Genomic DNA, 15,057 nt, shown 5'->3' on the forward strand with positions numbered 1-15,057 from the left:
TCACCGATCGGTCGCCCGTCCGTCGCCTTCCGTGCGGCGGGCGGGCTCCGGCAGGTCGAAAGCCCCGCGCAGTCGCGACTGGTCCGCCGGGTCGAACCTCGACAGGAGGTCGACGAATCCCGGGAGGAGTTCTCCGGGCGGCACGATGGCGATCATCAGATCGACAAGGCTCCGTACGACGGCCGGATCGGCGTTCAAGCTCGAGATGCCGGCCACGATGTTCTGAATCAGGGTGGCCGAAAGGACCGGCGCCTCCCGCTGCAGCTGTGTGATCGCTGCGTTCCGCATCTGGTCCTTCTCGTTGATCAGCAGGAGAAGATAGTCAGTCCAGCGGTCGGGATCGTTCGGCTCCACAAGGCCGCCGATGGCCAGTTCGGTCAACCGTCTCGCGTCGGAATACCATCGCTGGTCGGGGTCGGAGAAGCCGAGGTCACCGAACCGGGACCAGAAGGGCACCATCGTGTAGAAGAGCTCGCGGCTGTCGAGGGAGGTCTGCGCGAAGGCCGACTTGCGCAGCAGCCGGCCCGCATGGCTTTCGCTCGCCATCGCGATGTCGCCGTCGACAGGCTGTGACTCGACCCGCGCCGGCCGACGGTCGGCCGGCCACGGCAGCGACGAGAAGACGTAGACGTCAGACTCGTCGTCCAGCCGAATCCGGAGTCGGGGCGGATCCGCGGTCAGATCCCAGTCGACCCGCAGTGACTGCCAGAGCCGACGCGCGTCGTCGAAGCTCGACTGGCTCAGCCACAACAGCGCATGCCGCCGCCAGTTGGTCTCGACTGGTTCCCCGACGATCTCGACCGCGTCGACCGGCCCGTCGCTCAACAGCACGATCAGGCACATCAGGTTGGCCGAGAACATGGCCTGCCGCTCGGCGAGCGTGCGAGGCCGCGGCTCATAGCCCGCGACTGTCCACGAGGGATGCGGCCGCCCGGCCTCCGCGAACAGCTCGATCGCGAGCTCGCGACAAGCCCGTCGTCTCCCCGCGTCGAGGCGGGCCACCAGCCCCTGGCAGAATTCCCACAGCGGCACCCGCCGGGTCAGCGTCCCGAATGACGTGAGCGCCGCGAAGTAACCCGCGTCCAGGGTCGCGCCGGGCCGGCGGCGAAGAATCGCCCGGTCCTCGGCCAGCTCGACCAGCGCGGTCACGATCTGCCGGGCGGCCAGGAACTCGGCGAACGTGGCGTGCAGGAACTCGAAGCTCCGCTCGACCCCGGTGGTGTCGCGGTTGATGCGCGACTCGTGGAGGAAATAGAACCGGCCGACCAGCAACTGGCTCGCGCTCAGCGGCCGGTTCGACGCGTTCGGAGCCGCGGGCGTACGGTCAGCGTCGCTGAGCAGATGGCCGAGGTCCTCGTCGAGTTCGGCTTCGAGAATCACGTCCTGCCCTCGATTCAGCATCGAGATCGCGACCGCCGACAGCCGCCTCCACTCCAGCGCGATCTCGGCTGCCCGCTGCTCGTCGTCGCGCCCGGTGCCGAACTTGTCGACCTGCCGCTCGAAGAAGTCGGTGAAGAGCCTCTCGTAGAGCTCCGCCCGGCGCAGCTCGCCCTGCCCGGCCCGCAACTGGTTCACCCGGCTGTCGTAGAGCGCCAGCAGGAGCAGCAGCAGCGGCTGACTGGCGAGCTCGCGATGGACCAGCACCGCTTCGGTCGACAGCCCGCGCCGCGTGGCGTTCAACGAGTTCCACATCTCGAGCCATTCGCCGATCTGCCCGTCGGTGAAGGCGTTGAGCCGCAGCACCACCGTCCCGGCCGGGAACCGCGCCCGATCGGCGACCACCGTACGGCTGGTCACGATCACGGCCAGCGGACGTCCGAGGTCGTTCTCGCGCTGCTGGAACTCCTCGATCCGCTCCAGATAGTCGGCCCAGTTCTGCCCGGTCGCCTGCAGCAACTCGTCGAAGCCGTCCATGATCACGACCGGGAGCGCGGTGCCCGCCTCGTGGGCCACCTCGGGCCAGCTCACCGCCTTGCCGACCAGGCCGTACAGGGAGTCCTCGATCTGTTTCTGCACGGGCGCGTTGGCCTCGACGCTGCGCAGCTCGACGCGGATCGGCAGGAAGTCGGCCAGGGTCAGCCGGGCCGCGAGCACGCGGGTCAGCACCGACTTGCCGGATCCGGGCTGACCGAGCAGCACCAGCGGCCGGTCCGTGGCCTGGGGCGTGGTGAGGTGCGAGACCAGGAACGACTGGACGTCGGGCACGGGCTGGGCCTGCTCCCACCACATCTCGGTGGCCGGCAGGTCGCTGGGCCCGGCCGTCGAGGCCAGCCCGGTCGGGTCGACGTACCCCTGCCTCAGCGTGGGCAGGACGACGCCGCCGGGCACGTCGGAGGCGGTGAGGATCGGCCGTTCGAGCTGTTTCTCATACCGCCGGATCAGATCGGTGCGCACGCCCGAGGTGGCCTCGTGGCGCGCGCGCAGCTCGGCGACCGCCGTCCGGATCAGTTCGCGGGTCGCCTGTTCACCGACCGACGAGCTCCAGAGCCGGAATTCCGGGACCTCGAGGGTGAGCCGCCGGTAGGCCGCCGTGTAACGGATCCCGGACAGACGGGCCAGCTCCCTGATCTCGACGTCGGTCAGTCCCAGCACGCTCACCGTGGTCGACGACAAGCCCACGTAGTAGTACGTGAGCTCCAATTCGAAGCTTTCGAACGGTCGCTGCGGGGTGGGGTGCGGGGCCGGTTGCTCGATCAGCACGGTCACGATCTCGGTGAACGACTTCGGCGTCGGCCGCGAGCTGCTGATCGCCACCTGCTCGGCCGCCGCGAGCTGCGGCGACGAGGGTGCCATTTCCTCGAGAGCCTCGAAGAAGGCCACCAGGACGATGACGGAGTGCGCGGCGATCAGCCGGTCGGTGCGGTCGAAGCGGCTCAGCCCCTCCACTTTGTCGCGCCAGCTCAGAACGGCCGAGTTCCCCCACCGTACGACCTGGTCGCGCAGGGCGAAGAAGTCGACCGTCCCGGCGCTGGCGACGGTGACCGTCCCCGCCGCCACCCCGGCCACCTGGCCGAATCGTGTGACGGTGGGCGAGTCGCCGTCGAGGAGTCGGACCGCGTCGGCGAAGGACAGTCCCCGGGACCTCATGCGCGGACCGTACCCAAGCGGTCCCGTTCTGTCGACGAAGGTCGTTACGTGCTGCGCAGACGGAAATGGTTGCCGTCGGGGTCGGACAGTGTTTCGCCGTCGACGAGCGTCGCGCCGAGCCCGAGCAGCCGATCCGTTTCCGCCTGCCGGTCGTCGGCCGTAAGTTCCAGGTGTACGCGGTCCTGGGGCGGGCGGGGCTCGTTGGGCGGGCCGCCCCACGTGATCTTCGGACCGCCGTGCGGGGAGCGTACGGCGGTCTCCTCGTTCTCGTCCCAGACCAGCGGCCAGCCGAGCGCCGCGCTCCAGAAGTAGCCCTCGCGCTGCGAGCCGTCGCAGGACAGCGCGCCGATGAACCCGCAGTCGGCCAGGAAGTTGTTGCCGGGCTCGATGACGCAGAACTCGTTGCCCTCGGGGTCGGCCAGCACGACGTGGCCCTCGTCGCCCTTCTGGCCCACGTCGGCGTGGGTCGCGCCCAGGGACAGGGCGCGGGCCACGATGCGGTCCTGCTCCTCGAGGTTGCTCGTCAGGTCGAAGTGGGCGAGGTTCTGACGCGCCTTCGGCTCGGTGGTGCGGACGAACCGGAGGCGGAACCCGGTGTCGTCATCGGGCAGCAACTCGTCGCCGGCCGGCGCCCAACCGAGCAGGCCCGACCAGAACCGGGTGAGCCGCGGCGGGTCGAGGGCCTCGAAGCACACCGCGAACAGATGAAGGGACATGGCGGCCATGCTCGCAGGGGCGTCCCAGGCTGTCGCGGCAATTTCGGGTGTTCCATAGGTGAATCCCGCAAACCGGCGCCGATTTCTGCGTAGCCTCGGCGCGTGTGAACTGGAATTCGGTCGAGGCGATCGGCACATGTGTCGCCGCGGTGGGCACCGTCGCCGCCTTCGCCGCGCAGCGGCACGCCCTGAACGTCGAGCGACGGACGCGGCAGGAGGAGATCGCCCGGCTCGACCGGGAGAGCGGGGCCGCCGAACGTGCGCGGGCCGCCGCCGTGAGCCTGCACATCACCCACTACGACGAGGACCCGCGCTACGAGGACGATGACGAACTCGTGGTCCACGTCGGAAACTACGGGCCCTACCCGATCACCAATGTCGCCGGGCGGCTCACGTTCCATCCGGCCGTGGGCGAGCCGATGCGCATCGACGACGACTACGACGCCCGGGACAACCTGCCCTTCGTCGCGCCGAACACCGGCGCCGCGCTCGTCTGGTCCGTGCCGACCGAGATCGCCCGCCAGCTCGCCGGTCAGGCCAGCCCGTCGCAGACCGAGTCGTTCTCGGTCGAGATCACCTTCAGCGACGTCCACGGCGGCCGCTGGAAGATCAACGACCTGGACCGGGGCAAGGTGGTCCGCGTGGTCAACCCGGCGCCGGCGCCCCGCCCCGAGCCTCGGCGCCCGGGTCTGCGGGCAGTGGTGCGGCAGCTCGCGCGAGGCTTGGCCCCGGTGGGCCGGTAGGCGTGAGGCCGCTGCGCACCGCGTGCAGGGCGGCCTGAGTGCGGTCGGCCAGGCCCAGCTTCATCAGGATGCTGGACACGTGGGTCTTGACCGTCTTCTCGGCGACGACCAGGGCGCGCGCGATCTCGCGGTTCGAGCGGCCCTCGGCGATCAGGGCCAGCACGTCGCGCTCGCGAGCGGTCAGCCCCGGCGTCTCGGCCGGCGCGGCGACCAGCGAGGCCGCCACCTCGGGCTCGAGCAGCAGGTGGCCGGCGTGGACCGAGCGGACGGCCGCGACCAGCGCGTGCGGGTCGACGTCCTTGGACAGGTAGCCGCGTGCGCCGGCTCGCATAGCGGGCACGAGCCGGTCGGAGAAGCTGGTGACGACCAGGACCTTCGTCCGCAGGCCGCGTTCGCGCAGCTCGCGCAGGACGGCCACACCGTCGAGGCCGGGCAGCACCATGTCGAGCAGCACGACGTCGGGGCGGGTGCGCTCGATCGCCTCCAGTGCCGAGGGGCCGTCGGCGGCTTCCCCCGCGACATCGAGGTCGTCGGCCAGTTCAAGAAAAGTGCGCAACCCCCGGCGTACGGCGGGGTGGTCGTCGACGATCAGCACACGGATCTCAGGCACCGGGCACCTCGAGCCGCACGGTCGTGCCCGCGCCGGGCGACGAGCTGATGGTGGCGTCGCCGCGCACCGAGCAGGCCCGGTCGCGCATCGAGCGCAGTCCGAGGCTGCGGCCCGCGCGCACCGTGCCGTCGACATCGAAGCCCACGCCGTCGTCGCGCACGAGGAGGCGTACACCGTTGTTGCCGTTCTTGGTCAGGGAGACCGTGATCTGGTCGGCGGAGGCGTGCCGGACGGCGTTGTGCAGGGCTTCCTGGGCCACGCGCAGAACCACTGCCTGGTGGGCCAGCGGCAGGGGCGGCGGGGTGTCTTCGGCGTAGGTCAGGCGGGGACCGTCGGCGCCGGAGGCCCGGTCGAGGATCTGCACCTGTTTGCGTAGCACGGAGGGCAGACCGTCCTCGGCCAGGCGGGCGGGGCGCAGCTCGAGGACGGCGGCGTGCAGTTCCTCGGCGGCCTCACGGGCCAGGGCGGACACCTCGGACAGCCGGGCGCGGGCGGCCTTGGGATCGCGGTCGAGCAGCAGGTCGGCCGCCTGCACGGTCAGCCGCAGGCCGAAGAGCCGCTGGGCCACCGCGTCGTGCAGGTCGTGGGCGATGCGGGCGCGTTCCTCGGCGATGGTCAGCTCGCGGCTGCGGGCGTAGAGGCGGGCGTGGGTCAGGGCGATCGCGGCGTGCGCGGCCAGGACGCGGACCAGTTCCTCGTCGTTCGCGGTGAAGCCGCCGGGCTTGTTGGCCAGGAAGAGCGCGCCGAGGATCTCGTCACCGCTGGTCACGGGCACGCCCAGGAACGCGGTCAGGGCCGGATGGGCGGCGGGCCACCAGCCGAAGCGCGGATCGGCGCGGATGTCGTCGAGGCGCTGGGTGGCCGGCTCGCGCAGCATGACGGCGAGGAAACCGTGCTGACGGGGGAGCGGGCCGATCGCGGCCTGCTGCTCGGCGCTCATGCCGGAGACGAGGAACTGGGCGAAGGAGCCGCCGTCGTCGGGGACGCCGAGCGCGGCGTATTCGGCACCGGCCAGTTCTCGGGCCGTGTCAACGATCGTCTGCAGCACCTCGGGGACCGTGAGCTGGTCGCTGACGGCCAGCACCGCGGCCGACAACCGGCGCGCCGTGCCCAGTTCGTCCACGCGCCAACGATAGTCGTCCGGCCCCTCCAACGCCTGCGCCGAAGGTCCTAGGACCAAGGTCGGGGGTGCGAGGCGACCGTGGCCCGAGGCTTTCCACCGCGGCAGCGAGCAGGGTCGATGGCATGACACGAACAGCCGTAATCACCGGCGCTTCTCAGGGGCTCGGCGCCGCCCTGGCCCACGGACTGGCAACCGCCGGGTGGTCGCTGGTCATCAACGCCCGGACGGCCTCGGACCTGTCGGCCGTCGCCGACGCGCTGCCGACCACCGTGATCGCGATCCCCGGTGACGTGGTGGACGACGATCACCGCGCCTCGCTCGCTGAAGCGGCCTCGAAACTGGGCGGGGCGGACCTGCTCGTGAACAACGCGTCGACGCTCGGGGGGAGCCCGCCGCCCGCCCTGGGGGACTTCCCGCTGCCCGACCTGCTGGAGACGTTCGAGGTGAACGTGCTGGCGCCGATCGCGTTGACCCAGCTCGTGCTGCCGCAGCTGCGCCTCTCGGAGCACGGCGCGGTGCTCAACCTCAGCTCGGACGCGGCCGTGGAGGCGTACGCGGGCTGGGGTGGCTATGGGGCGGCCAAAGCGGCTCTGGATCATGCGAGCGCGGTGCTGGCCTTGGAGGAGCCGTCGTTGCGGGTGTGGTCGGTGGATCCGGGGGATCTGCGGACGCGGTTGCAGCAGCAGGCCTCTCCCGGCGCGGACATCTCGGACAAGCCGCTGCCGTCGTCGGTCGTGCCGTTCTTTCTTCAGCTTCTGGAGTCGCGGCCGGCGTCGGGGAGGTACGTCGCGTGATCTTCGACCTGCCCGCGGCGTTGGAGGCTCGGCATCCTGTCGAGCCGCGGGACAGCGTACGGCTGATGGTCTCGCACAGTGTTGACGTGAGCCACCACTGCTTTCCGGCGCTGCCATCGTTGCTCTCGCCGGGCGACCTGCTGGTTGTGAACAACTCGGCGACGCTGCCGGCGGCGCTCGACGCGGACGGGATCCGGGTGCACGTCTCGACGTCGCGGGCCGACGGCACGTGGCTGGTGGAACTGCGGGAGTTCGCGTCGCCGCGGGCGGGGATGCGACTGGTGATCCCGGACGGCTCGCTGACCCTGCTGCGGCCGTTCACCTCGCGGCTATGGGTGGCGACGGCCTCGGTTCCGCTCGGGCGGGTCGACTATCTGAGCAAGCACGGCAAGCCGATCCGGTACGCCTACACGGACCGGGACTGGCCGCTCGAGGTCTATCAGAACGTGTATGCGACCGAGCCGGGCAGCGCTGAGATGCCCAGCGCGGGGCGGCCGTTGACGGGGGACGTGCTGGCCGCCCTGGCCGGACGGGGAGTGCTGGTCACGCCGGTCACGCTGCACACGGGGGTGGCGTCGGCCGAGGTGGACGAGCCGCCCTATCCGGAGTGGTTCCGGGTGCCCGCGGCGACGGCCCGGCTGGTGGCGCACGTGCGCCACGGGGGCGGCCGGGTCGTCGCGGTGGGGACGACCGTCGTGCGAGCGCTCGAGTCGGCGGCGGCCACGGGGTCGGTGAAGGCGGCCGAGGGCTGGACGGACCTGGTGATCGAGCCGGATCACCGTCTGCGGGCGGTGGACGGGCTGCTGACCGGGTTGCACGAGCCGCGGGCGTCGCATCTGAAGATGCTGACCGCGGTGGCGGGGGAGGAGACGTTGCGGGTGGCATATGGCGAAGCTTTGCGCGAGCGCTACCACTGGCACGAGTTCGGCGACGTCCATCTGCTGCTGCCCTGAGATCCGTCACTGACGATATTGCACGCTCCGCGGGCCGCACGACCCTATAGCTACGCCTACGGCCGAACGGGCCGTTCCTTCGAGAGGCGGAGCTGTGATGGAGTCGAACCGTCCCCTGGTTCGTTATCTGATCATCGTCCACCGGGCCTACGACGAGCAGCTCGAACTGGCGTGCGAAGCCTTGAGTCTGACGACGCATCTCGCCTCGTTGGAGGGGCTCGACCGGGAGATTGAGCGGGTGCGCATCGAAGGTCTGCTGGAACGGAGCGGTCTCCGCGTCGTGCACGAGCAATGAATGCCGCCGGTCACATTTGGTGCGGGGGTCGACCCCCTCGCGGTATCAATGACGCCGCGAGGGGAGATCCATGACGAACGTGCTCGACAATCCGGTGTGGGCGGCCCTGACCCACGATCAGAAGCGCTTCGCTGACGTACGGGCCCGGGCCGCGCGCTTCCAGCCCGAGGTGTCCCCGTTCGCGGCCGTCGCCGACCCGGCCGACCGCGGCGCGTGGGCCGACCTCGCCGCCCTGACCGGCCCCGGCGAGATCGTGTTGGTGCCCACCGCGCCCGACGACACCCCGCCCGGCTGGGAACTCGTCGGCGGTGGTGTCGGCGTGCAGCTCACCGGTGAGCGCCTCGTCGCCGCGCCCGACCCCGAGGCCGTGCTGCTCACCGAGGCCGACATCCCCGAGATGCTCGACCTGGTCGCGCGCACCCAGCCGGGGCCGTTCGCCCCGCGCACCCGGGAGCTCGGCACCTACCTCGGCCTGCGCCGCGAGGGCAAGCTGGTCGCCATGGCCGGCGAGCGGGTGCGGCCGCCGGGCTGGACCGAGATCAGCGCCGTCTGCACCGATCCTTCGTACCGTGGCCAGGGGTTCGCGGCCCGGCTCGTGCGGGCCGTGGCCGCCGGCGTCCGCGAGCGTGGCGAGACGCCGTTCCTGCACGCGGCGGGCACCAACACCAGTGCGATCCGGCTTTACCTGGCGATGGGCTTCGAGCACCGGCGCGACATCAACTTCCACGCCTACCGGCCGCAGGCCGAGCAGGTCGCCCGGGGCCGCAGCCGGTCGTAGGCCTCCACGAGCTGCGGACCCGGCCCCAGCCCCAGCTCGTCCCCGAGCCGCCGTCGCACCTCACGGAACGTGTGCATCGCCTCGGCCTTCCGCCCGTCCTCGGCCAGGGCCAGCAGCAGCCGCGCCTGAAGACCCTCGTCGAGCGGGTTCAGCACCGCCGCCTGGCGCAGCGCCGGCAGCACGAGACGCACCGGGCCGCCACGCAGGGCAGCGTCGGCGGCCTCGCGGGTGACATGCCAGCGTTCGGCCTCGATCGCGAGGAAACTCGGGTGCGTACGATCGAGCTCGGCCGCGCATCGCCCGCGCCACAGGGACAGGGCCGCGGCGTAATGGCGTACGGCCTGGGCCGGCTCCTGGGTGTGGCGGGCCTGGTCGGCGAGCCGTCGGAACCGCAACAGGTCGAAGCTGTTCTCGTCGATCAGAAGGCGGTATCCGGAGGCGTGCCGGATCAGGTGGTGGCCCGGCGCGCGCACCGGCAGCTCGGGCTCGAGCACGCGGCGCAGCACCCCGATGTGCCGGTGCACCACGTTCACGGCGCTGACCGGCGGATCCTCGCCCCACAGCGTGTCCACCAGGTCGGACAAACTGACCGCCGCGCCCGCCTCGGCCAGCAGCAGCGCCAGGATCGTTCTCGGCTGCCGCCCGCCCAGTTCGAGGTCGGCCTGGCCGCGCCGCACGCGCACCGCGCCCAGCAGGCAGAACCGCAGGTCGTCTTGTCGATCCATCACCGTTCCACCCTGACCCGGCGCACGCGCCGGGATCATCAGTCGGGTGACTGAGTCACGCCGTCACCTGATGTGCCGCACGTCACCGCGGGCAGGCTGCGGGCTCGGTCATCGCCGAGGCGCCCAGGGCTTCCAGGACCAGAGAGCTCACGTACGGATCGGTCGGCAGCTCACCGTGCGTGGTGCGGGCCGCGGGGCACAGGCTCTGCAGCGACAGGTTGATGGCGCCGTCCAGCTCGGCCGAGTCGGGGGGCTGGACCGTCTCGTCGTTCTCGGTCCAGATCGACAGCCAGGGCAGGTTGTCCGGCAGCGGGCCGTCGATGCTGTCGAGCAGGTCGCTGCCCGGGGCGAGCTCCCGGCAGGCCTGCGGGCAGTTGGCCCCGCCGAACTGGGCGCCGAGCCCGGCGAGCCGGGTGCCGTGCAGGGGCGAGCCGAGCGACACGACGCGGCGGGCGATCTCGGCGCCGTCGTGGTTCTCGACCCAGAGCCGGGTGACCACGCCGCCGGCCGAGTAGCCGACCACGTCGACCGAGGGGGCGCCGCCGGCCACAGCGTCCCGTGCGGCCTGATCGAGCACCTCGGCCTGCGCTTCGAGCGCTCCGGTGCCGTCGCCGGGCAGGGTCAGCACTTCGGCCGTACGCCCCTCGGCGGTCAGGTGGTCGGCCAGCCGGGTCAGCGCCGCGTGGCTGCCGCCGTATCCGGGAACGAGCAGCACCGTGCCGGGCTGTGCCTGGTCGGGCCGGGGCCCGCCGTCGCCGCCGTCACCGGCCAGCCGGACGCCGACCAGGACGAGCAGCACCCCCACGACAACCGCCCCGACCAGCAGAACCACCCGTCGCCCGGCCACGGTCTGATCATGCCGCTTCCGGAGGGCCCGCAGATCAGGAACGCGGGGGAGCGGTCGAGCCTCGTACGACCAGTTGGGTCGGGACGGTGATGCCGGCCGGTGGCTCTTCGCCGGCCAGCAGGGACAGGAGCAGGCGGCCGGCCAGGACGCCCTGGGCGCGGACCGGCTGGGCGACCGTCGTCAGGTCGGCCAGCTCGGCGATCGGGTGGTCGTCGATGCCGACCACCGACATGTCCTCGGGGACGCGCAGGCCGGCCCGCCGCAGCGTGCGCAGCGCGCCGAACGCGACCTCGTCGGAGTGGGCGTAGACCGCTGTCGGCGGTTCGCGCAGGCTGAGCAGGCGGGCCATCGCGTCGGCGCCGTTGAGGCCGCCCCACGCGACCGTCACGGCCAGGCCGGGGTCGGCCGGCAGGCCCGCGTCGGCCAGCGCCGCGTGATAGGCCCGGGCGCGTCCCGGGTTCGCCGGCCAGCCGGGTTCGACCGGGTCGACGGTGCCGATCATGCCGATCCGGCGGTGCTTGAGGAAGAGCAGGTGGTCGACTGCCTGGCGGCCCGCGGTGGCGTCGTCGATCGAGACGTACGGGTAGTTCTCGACCTGGCCGCCGGCGGCGACGATGTGCACGCCCATCGACTCGAGGCGGCTGCGTTCGCCGTCCGCGATCGGCATGCCGAGAACGACGACCGCGTCGACCTTGCGGCGGGCGGGCAGGCGGCGGAAGAACTCGCGCCGGTCGGCGGCGTCGCCCACGTGGTAGAGCAGCACGTCGAGATCGGCCGGTCGCAGCACCGACTCGAGGCCGTCGAGCAGGGCCGCGAAGAACCAGCGGGACAGGTGCGGCACCACCACGGCGACCCGGTCGGTGGCCCCTCCGGCCAGGCGCGACGCCTCGGGAGAGATCACATAGGACAGTTGCTCGGCGGCGGCCAGCACCCGGGCGCGCGTGTCGGCGGCGACGTGGGGATGGTTGCTGAGGGCGCGGGACGCGGTCGCCATCGACACGCCGGCCCGGCGCGCCACATCGGCCATGTTCACCCTCGTGTGAGGACGCACAGCGAGAGCGTAGCAAGCGATTGGAAACGTTTCCGAAGGCGCACTGCGTGCATATAGCGACTATTGACATGAGACGCAGATCACATAAAGGCTTGGATCTGCAAGCGGTTCCAGCAGCACCTTCACTGACGAGGGGATGCAACCGTGCACATGAGAAGAAGCGCGGCGGCCCTATTGCTGGTCGCCTCCGGCCTCGCCGGTTGTGGCGGCGGGGACGGCGGGTCGAACTCGCTGACCTACTACATCGCCGACGCCGCCCAGGAAGACGTGGCGACCCGCTGCGCGACCGAGTCCGGCGGCGCCTACGCGTTCAACATCCAGCGCCTGCCCAACACCGCGGCCGGCGGGCGCGAGCAGCTCCTGCGCCGCCTCGCCGCCGAGGACCGCTCGATGGACATCGTCAGCGTGGACCCGCCGTTCATGGCCGAGTTCGCCAACGCCGGCTTCCTGCGCCCGTTCACCAACGCCGAACGCCAGGAGTTCTCCGACGGCATCCTGGCCGGCCCGCTCGAGCAGTCCACCTTCCGCGACACCCTCTATTCAGCCCCCCTGTACGGCAACACGCAGCTCCTCTGGTACCGCAAGTCCGTCCTGCAGAAGGCGGGCGTCGACCCCGCGGCCGGCCCCGTCACCTGGGACCAGCTCATCGAGGGCGCGACCAAGGCCGGCGTGACCGTGGCCGCCCAGGGCCGCCGCAACGAGAGCCTGATGGTCTGGGTCAACGCGCTGATCGCCTCAGCCGGCGGCTCGATCCTCGCCGAGGGCTCCGAGAACCTCCCCTCCGACCAGGTCAAGGGCGGCATCGACACCGAGGCCGGCGCCGAGGCGGCCCGCATCATGCACGACCTCGCCGTGTCCCCGGCCGCGCCCGCCGGGTTCAGCACCGCCGGTGAGGAGGACTCGCGGGCCGCGTTCCAGGAGGCCGACGGCGGCTTCATGGTCAACTGGCCGTACGTCTGGGCCGCGATGGACTCCGCCATCGAGGAGGGCTCGCTGCCGGCGAACTTCAAGGACGACGTCGGCTGGACCACCTATCCGCGCGTCGCCGCCGGAACCGAGGCCGCGTCCCCGTCCGGTGGGCTGGGTCTGTCGATCAGTTCGTTCAGCCGCAAGCAGGAGCTCGCGGTCGAGGCGACCCGCTGCCTCGCGTCGGCGCAGAGCCAGAAGGAGTTCATGCTCACCGCGGGCAACCCGGCCGCCCTGGGCGCGGTCTTCGACGACCCGGAGGTCCGCGAGAAGTTCCCGATGGCCGAGGAGATCCGCACCGGCCTCGACGCGGCCACGCCCCGCCCGGTCAGCCCGTACTACGGCGACGTCACCGGGGTCATCCAGACCGCCTTCCACCCGCCGGACGCGCTCTCGCCCGACACCACCCCGCGGGCGGCGAACTCGCTGCTCGAGGACGTGCTGCGCAACAAGCGACTGATCTAGGAGCGGCCATGAGCACGACGATTCCCGCCGCGCCCCCGCAGAAGGTTGCGGAAGCCGGCAAGACCACCCGGTTCCGGTTGACCGACCGCGCCCGGAAAGAACGCAACCTCGGCTGGATGCTGGCCGGGCCCGCCTTCTTCGTGATGGTCGCGGTCACCGGCTACCCCATCCTCAACGCCCTCTGGCTGTCGATGTTCGACTACCGGCTGACCGACCCGGCCGGGCGTGACTTCATCGGCCTCGGCAACTACCTGACGATCCTGACCGACGGACTGTTCTGGCGGCAGTTCGGCGTCACCTCGCTGATCACGGTGGTGACCGTCTCCGTCGAGCTGGTCCTCGGGTTCGGGCTGGCGATGGTCATGCACCGCGCCCTCTATCTGCGCACCGCTCTGCGAACGGCGATCCTGGTGCCGTACGGGATCATCACCGTCGTCTCCGCCTATGCGTGGGCCTATGCGTTCAGCAACACGTACGGCTTCGTGAACGGCATTTTCGGGCTCGGTGAGTTCGACTGGTTCGGCGGAACGTGGTCGGCGCTGGCCGCGGTGTGTGTCGCCGAGATCTGGAAGACGACGCCGTTCATGTCGTTGCTGCTGCTCGCCGGCCTGGCCCAGATCCCCGACGACTACCTCGAGGCGGCCAAGGTCGACGGGGCCACGGCCTGGCAGCGCGTCAAACGGGTGATCCTGCCGAACATGAAGGCGGCCATCATGGTCGCGCTGCTGTTCCGCACCCTCGACGCGTTCCGGGTCTTCGACACCGTGTTCATCATGACCGCCGGCTCGCAGAACACCGAGACGCTGTCGTTCCTGGCCTACCGGCAGACGATCAGCCGCGTCATGGTCGGCCTCGGCTCCGCGGTCAGCGTGATCCTGGCGATCCTCGTCGTCCTCATCGCGGTCATGTTCGTGAAGGTCTTCAAGACGGATCTGTCGCAGCAGAGGGGGGACCGCAAGTGAAGGTCAGCCGCAGGAACCAGATCTTCTGGATCGTCGGCGCGATCCTGATCATCGCGTACGCGGTCATCCCGGTGCTGTGGATCGTCTCGCTCTCGTTCAAGGAGGGCGACGACATCACCAACAAGTCGTTCCTGCCCACCGTCTGGAGCTGGGAGAACTACCGTACGGTCTTCGCCTCCGACCTGTTCACCACCGCGTTGCGCAACTCGGTGGGCATGGCGCTGATCGCCACCACCATCTCGGTCATCCTGGCCACCCTGGCCGCGTACGCCATCTCGCGGCTCGACTTCCCGGGCAAGCGCCTGGTCCTCGGCGTCGCGCTCGCGATCACGGTCTTCCCGGTCATCGCGATCGCGACCCCGTTGTTCAACCTGTGGCGCACGATCGGGCTCTACGACACGTGGCTTGGCCTGATCATCCCGTACCTGTCCTATTCGCTGCCGCTGGCGGTCTACGTACTCGCCGCGTTCTTCCGTGAGATCCCGTGGGAGATGGAGCAGGCCGCCCAGGTCGACGGGGCCACCGCGTGGCAGGCGTTCCGCCGCGTGATCGTCCCGCTGGCCACCCCCGGCGTGTTCACGGCCGCGATCCTCACCTTCTTCGCGGTGTGGAACGACTTCGTCTTCGGCATCACGCTCACCTCGAGCGAGGCGGCCCGCCCGGTGCCCGCCGCGCTCGCCTTCTTCCAGGGCGCCTCGCAGTTCTCCCAGCCGACCGCGCCGATCGCGGCGGCCGCCGTGGTGGTCACGATCCCCGTGGTCATCCTCGTGCTGCTCTTCCAACGAAAGATCGTCGCCGGACTCACCAACGGCGCCGTCAAAGGCTGAAAGACATCCCAGGAGTTTGAATGTCAAGCGGCAGCGTCGATGAGGTGAGCGGACCAGGCGGTCGCCTCGTTGTAGGGTGTGCCGGTTTTGAGGCATCCGTGCAGGATGCCGACGA

At 70.8% G+C, this 15,057-nt stretch carries 15 protein-coding genes; 8 read left to right on the top strand and 7 right to left on the bottom strand.

The genetic code is table 11. The features are described 5' to 3' along the window. Together EER30_RS21090 and EER30_RS21095 are read right to left on the bottom strand one after the other, a co-directional pair. Positions 1-3,087, bottom strand: a complete 3,087-nt coding sequence (locus EER30_RS21090) for an NACHT domain-containing protein (RefSeq protein ID WP_127502207.1) — start codon at positions 3,085-3,087, stop codon at positions 1-3. Positions 3,088-3,131: 44 nt separating this feature from the next. Then, positions 3,132-3,803 (bottom strand): VOC family protein, encoded by a 672-nt coding sequence (locus EER30_RS21095; RefSeq protein ID WP_127502208.1) that lies wholly within the window; start codon positions 3,801-3,803, stop codon positions 3,132-3,134. Between the two features lie 104 nt (positions 3,804-3,907). On the opposite strand from EER30_RS21095, the gene EER30_RS21100 reads away from it, so the two are divergent. After that, positions 3,908-4,546 carry a hypothetical protein gene (locus EER30_RS21100; RefSeq protein ID WP_127502209.1) on the top strand — a complete coding sequence of 213 codons (639 nt, stop codon included), beginning with the start codon at positions 3,908-3,910 and terminating at the stop codon, positions 4,544-4,546. On the opposite strand, the gene EER30_RS21105 is transcribed toward EER30_RS21100, so the two are convergent. Both EER30_RS21105 and EER30_RS21110 read right to left on the bottom strand, forming a co-directional pair. Continuing rightward, positions 4,449-5,156, bottom strand: a complete 708-nt coding sequence (locus EER30_RS21105) for a response regulator (protein WP_240670196.1) — start codon at positions 5,154-5,156, stop codon at positions 4,449-4,451. The genes EER30_RS21100 and EER30_RS21105 overlap by 98 nt on opposite strands. Next, positions 5,149-6,279, bottom strand: a complete 1,131-nt coding sequence (locus EER30_RS21110) for a GAF domain-containing sensor histidine kinase (protein ID WP_127502210.1) — start codon at positions 6,277-6,279, stop codon at positions 5,149-5,151. The genes EER30_RS21105 and EER30_RS21110 overlap by 8 nt, the downstream gene beginning before the upstream one ends. A 122-nt stretch (positions 6,280-6,401) precedes the next feature. Here EER30_RS21110 and EER30_RS21115 point away from each other — a divergent pair, with 122 nt between their 5' ends. From EER30_RS21115 to EER30_RS21130, 4 genes are all read left to right on the top strand, one after another. Beyond that, a complete protein-coding gene (locus EER30_RS21115; protein WP_127502211.1) occupies positions 6,402-7,073 on the top strand; it encodes an SDR family NAD(P)-dependent oxidoreductase in 672 nt (223 codons plus the stop codon). Then, the gene (locus EER30_RS21120; protein WP_127502212.1) at positions 7,070-8,026 is read left to right on the top strand and encodes an S-adenosylmethionine:tRNA ribosyltransferase-isomerase; all 957 of its coding nucleotides are present in this window, start codon (positions 7,070-7,072) and stop codon (positions 8,024-8,026) included. Before EER30_RS21115 ends, EER30_RS21120 begins: the two co-directional genes overlap by 4 nt. A gap of 97 nt (positions 8,027-8,123) precedes the next feature. Continuing rightward, positions 8,124-8,321: a hypothetical protein gene (locus tag EER30_RS21125; protein WP_127502213.1), complete on the top strand. Its 198-nt coding sequence runs from the start codon at positions 8,124-8,126 to the stop codon at positions 8,319-8,321. Positions 8,322-8,391: 70 nt separating this feature from the next. Further along, positions 8,392-9,099: a GNAT family N-acetyltransferase gene (locus EER30_RS21130; protein WP_127502214.1), complete on the top strand. Its 708-nt coding sequence runs from the start codon at positions 8,392-8,394 to the stop codon at positions 9,097-9,099. Here the strand turns inward: EER30_RS21130 and EER30_RS21135 are convergent. The 3 genes from EER30_RS21135 to EER30_RS21145 all read right to left on the bottom strand — a co-directional run bounded on the left by EER30_RS21135 (position 9,051) and on the right by EER30_RS21145 (position 11,698). Beyond that, a complete protein-coding gene (locus tag EER30_RS21135; protein ID WP_164842420.1) occupies positions 9,051-9,824 on the bottom strand; it encodes an AfsR/SARP family transcriptional regulator in 774 nt (257 codons plus the stop codon). The two genes, EER30_RS21130 and EER30_RS21135, sit on opposite strands and share 49 nt — an antisense overlap. An 82-nt stretch (positions 9,825-9,906) precedes the next feature. Further along, on the bottom strand, positions 9,907-10,671 hold the full coding sequence (locus EER30_RS21140) for an esterase/lipase family protein (RefSeq protein WP_240670197.1): 765 nt from the start codon (positions 10,669-10,671) through the stop codon (positions 9,907-9,909). A 34-nt stretch (positions 10,672-10,705) separates the two neighbouring features. After that, positions 10,706-11,698 carry a LacI family DNA-binding transcriptional regulator gene (locus tag EER30_RS21145; RefSeq protein WP_127502216.1) on the bottom strand — a complete coding sequence of 331 codons (993 nt, stop codon included), beginning with the start codon at positions 11,696-11,698 and terminating at the stop codon, positions 10,706-10,708. Positions 11,699-11,872: 174 nt separating this feature from the next. Between EER30_RS21145 and EER30_RS21150 the strand changes: the two genes are divergently transcribed. From EER30_RS21150 to EER30_RS21160, 3 genes are read left to right on the top strand one after another with little or no spacing between them, the layout of a single operon-like run. Beyond that, positions 11,873-13,153: an extracellular solute-binding protein gene (locus tag EER30_RS21150; protein ID WP_127502217.1), complete on the top strand. Its 1,281-nt coding sequence runs from the start codon at positions 11,873-11,875 to the stop codon at positions 13,151-13,153. A gap of 8 nt (positions 13,154-13,161) precedes the next feature. Beyond that, positions 13,162-14,115: a carbohydrate ABC transporter permease gene (locus tag EER30_RS21155; protein ID WP_127502218.1), complete on the top strand. Its 954-nt coding sequence runs from the start codon at positions 13,162-13,164 to the stop codon at positions 14,113-14,115. Then, the gene (locus tag EER30_RS21160; RefSeq protein WP_127502219.1) at positions 14,112-14,942 is read left to right on the top strand and encodes a carbohydrate ABC transporter permease; all 831 of its coding nucleotides are present in this window, start codon (positions 14,112-14,114) and stop codon (positions 14,940-14,942) included. The genes EER30_RS21155 and EER30_RS21160 overlap by 4 nt, the downstream gene beginning before the upstream one ends. Positions 14,943-15,057 lie beyond the last annotated feature (115 nt).

Origin of the sequence: Actinoplanes solisilvae, from assembly GCF_003999975.1 — a bacterium.
Lineage (GTDB): Bacteria > Actinomycetota > Actinomycetes > Mycobacteriales > Micromonosporaceae > Actinoplanes > Actinoplanes solisilvae.

Bases quoted from the DNA above. Each gene is read 5' to 3' on its own strand.
- EER30_RS21090 (WP_127502207.1), bottom strand. From the start codon at position 3,087: ATGAGGTCCCGGGGACTGTCCTTCGCCGACGCGGTCCGACTCCTCGAC.
- EER30_RS21095 (WP_127502208.1), bottom strand. From the start codon at position 3,803: ATGTCCCTTCATCTGTTCGCGGTGTGCTTCGAGGCCCTCGACCCGCCG.
- EER30_RS21115 (WP_127502211.1), top strand. From the start codon at position 6,402: ATGACACGAACAGCCGTAATCACCGGCGCTTCTCAGGGGCTCGGCGCC.
- EER30_RS21125 (WP_127502213.1), top strand. From the start codon at position 8,124: ATGGAGTCGAACCGTCCCCTGGTTCGTTATCTGATCATCGTCCACCGG.
- EER30_RS21130 (WP_127502214.1), top strand. From the start codon at position 8,392: ATGACGAACGTGCTCGACAATCCGGTGTGGGCGGCCCTGACCCACGAT.
- EER30_RS21135 (WP_164842420.1), bottom strand. From the start codon at position 9,824: ATGGATCGACAAGACGACCTGCGGTTCTGCCTGCTGGGCGCGGTGCGC.
- EER30_RS21145 (WP_127502216.1), bottom strand. From the start codon at position 11,698: ATGGCCGATGTGGCGCGCCGGGCCGGCGTGTCGATGGCGACCGCGTCC.
- EER30_RS21150 (WP_127502217.1), top strand. From the start codon at position 11,873: ATGAGAAGAAGCGCGGCGGCCCTATTGCTGGTCGCCTCCGGCCTCGCC.
- EER30_RS21155 (WP_127502218.1), top strand. From the start codon at position 13,162: ATGAGCACGACGATTCCCGCCGCGCCCCCGCAGAAGGTTGCGGAAGCC.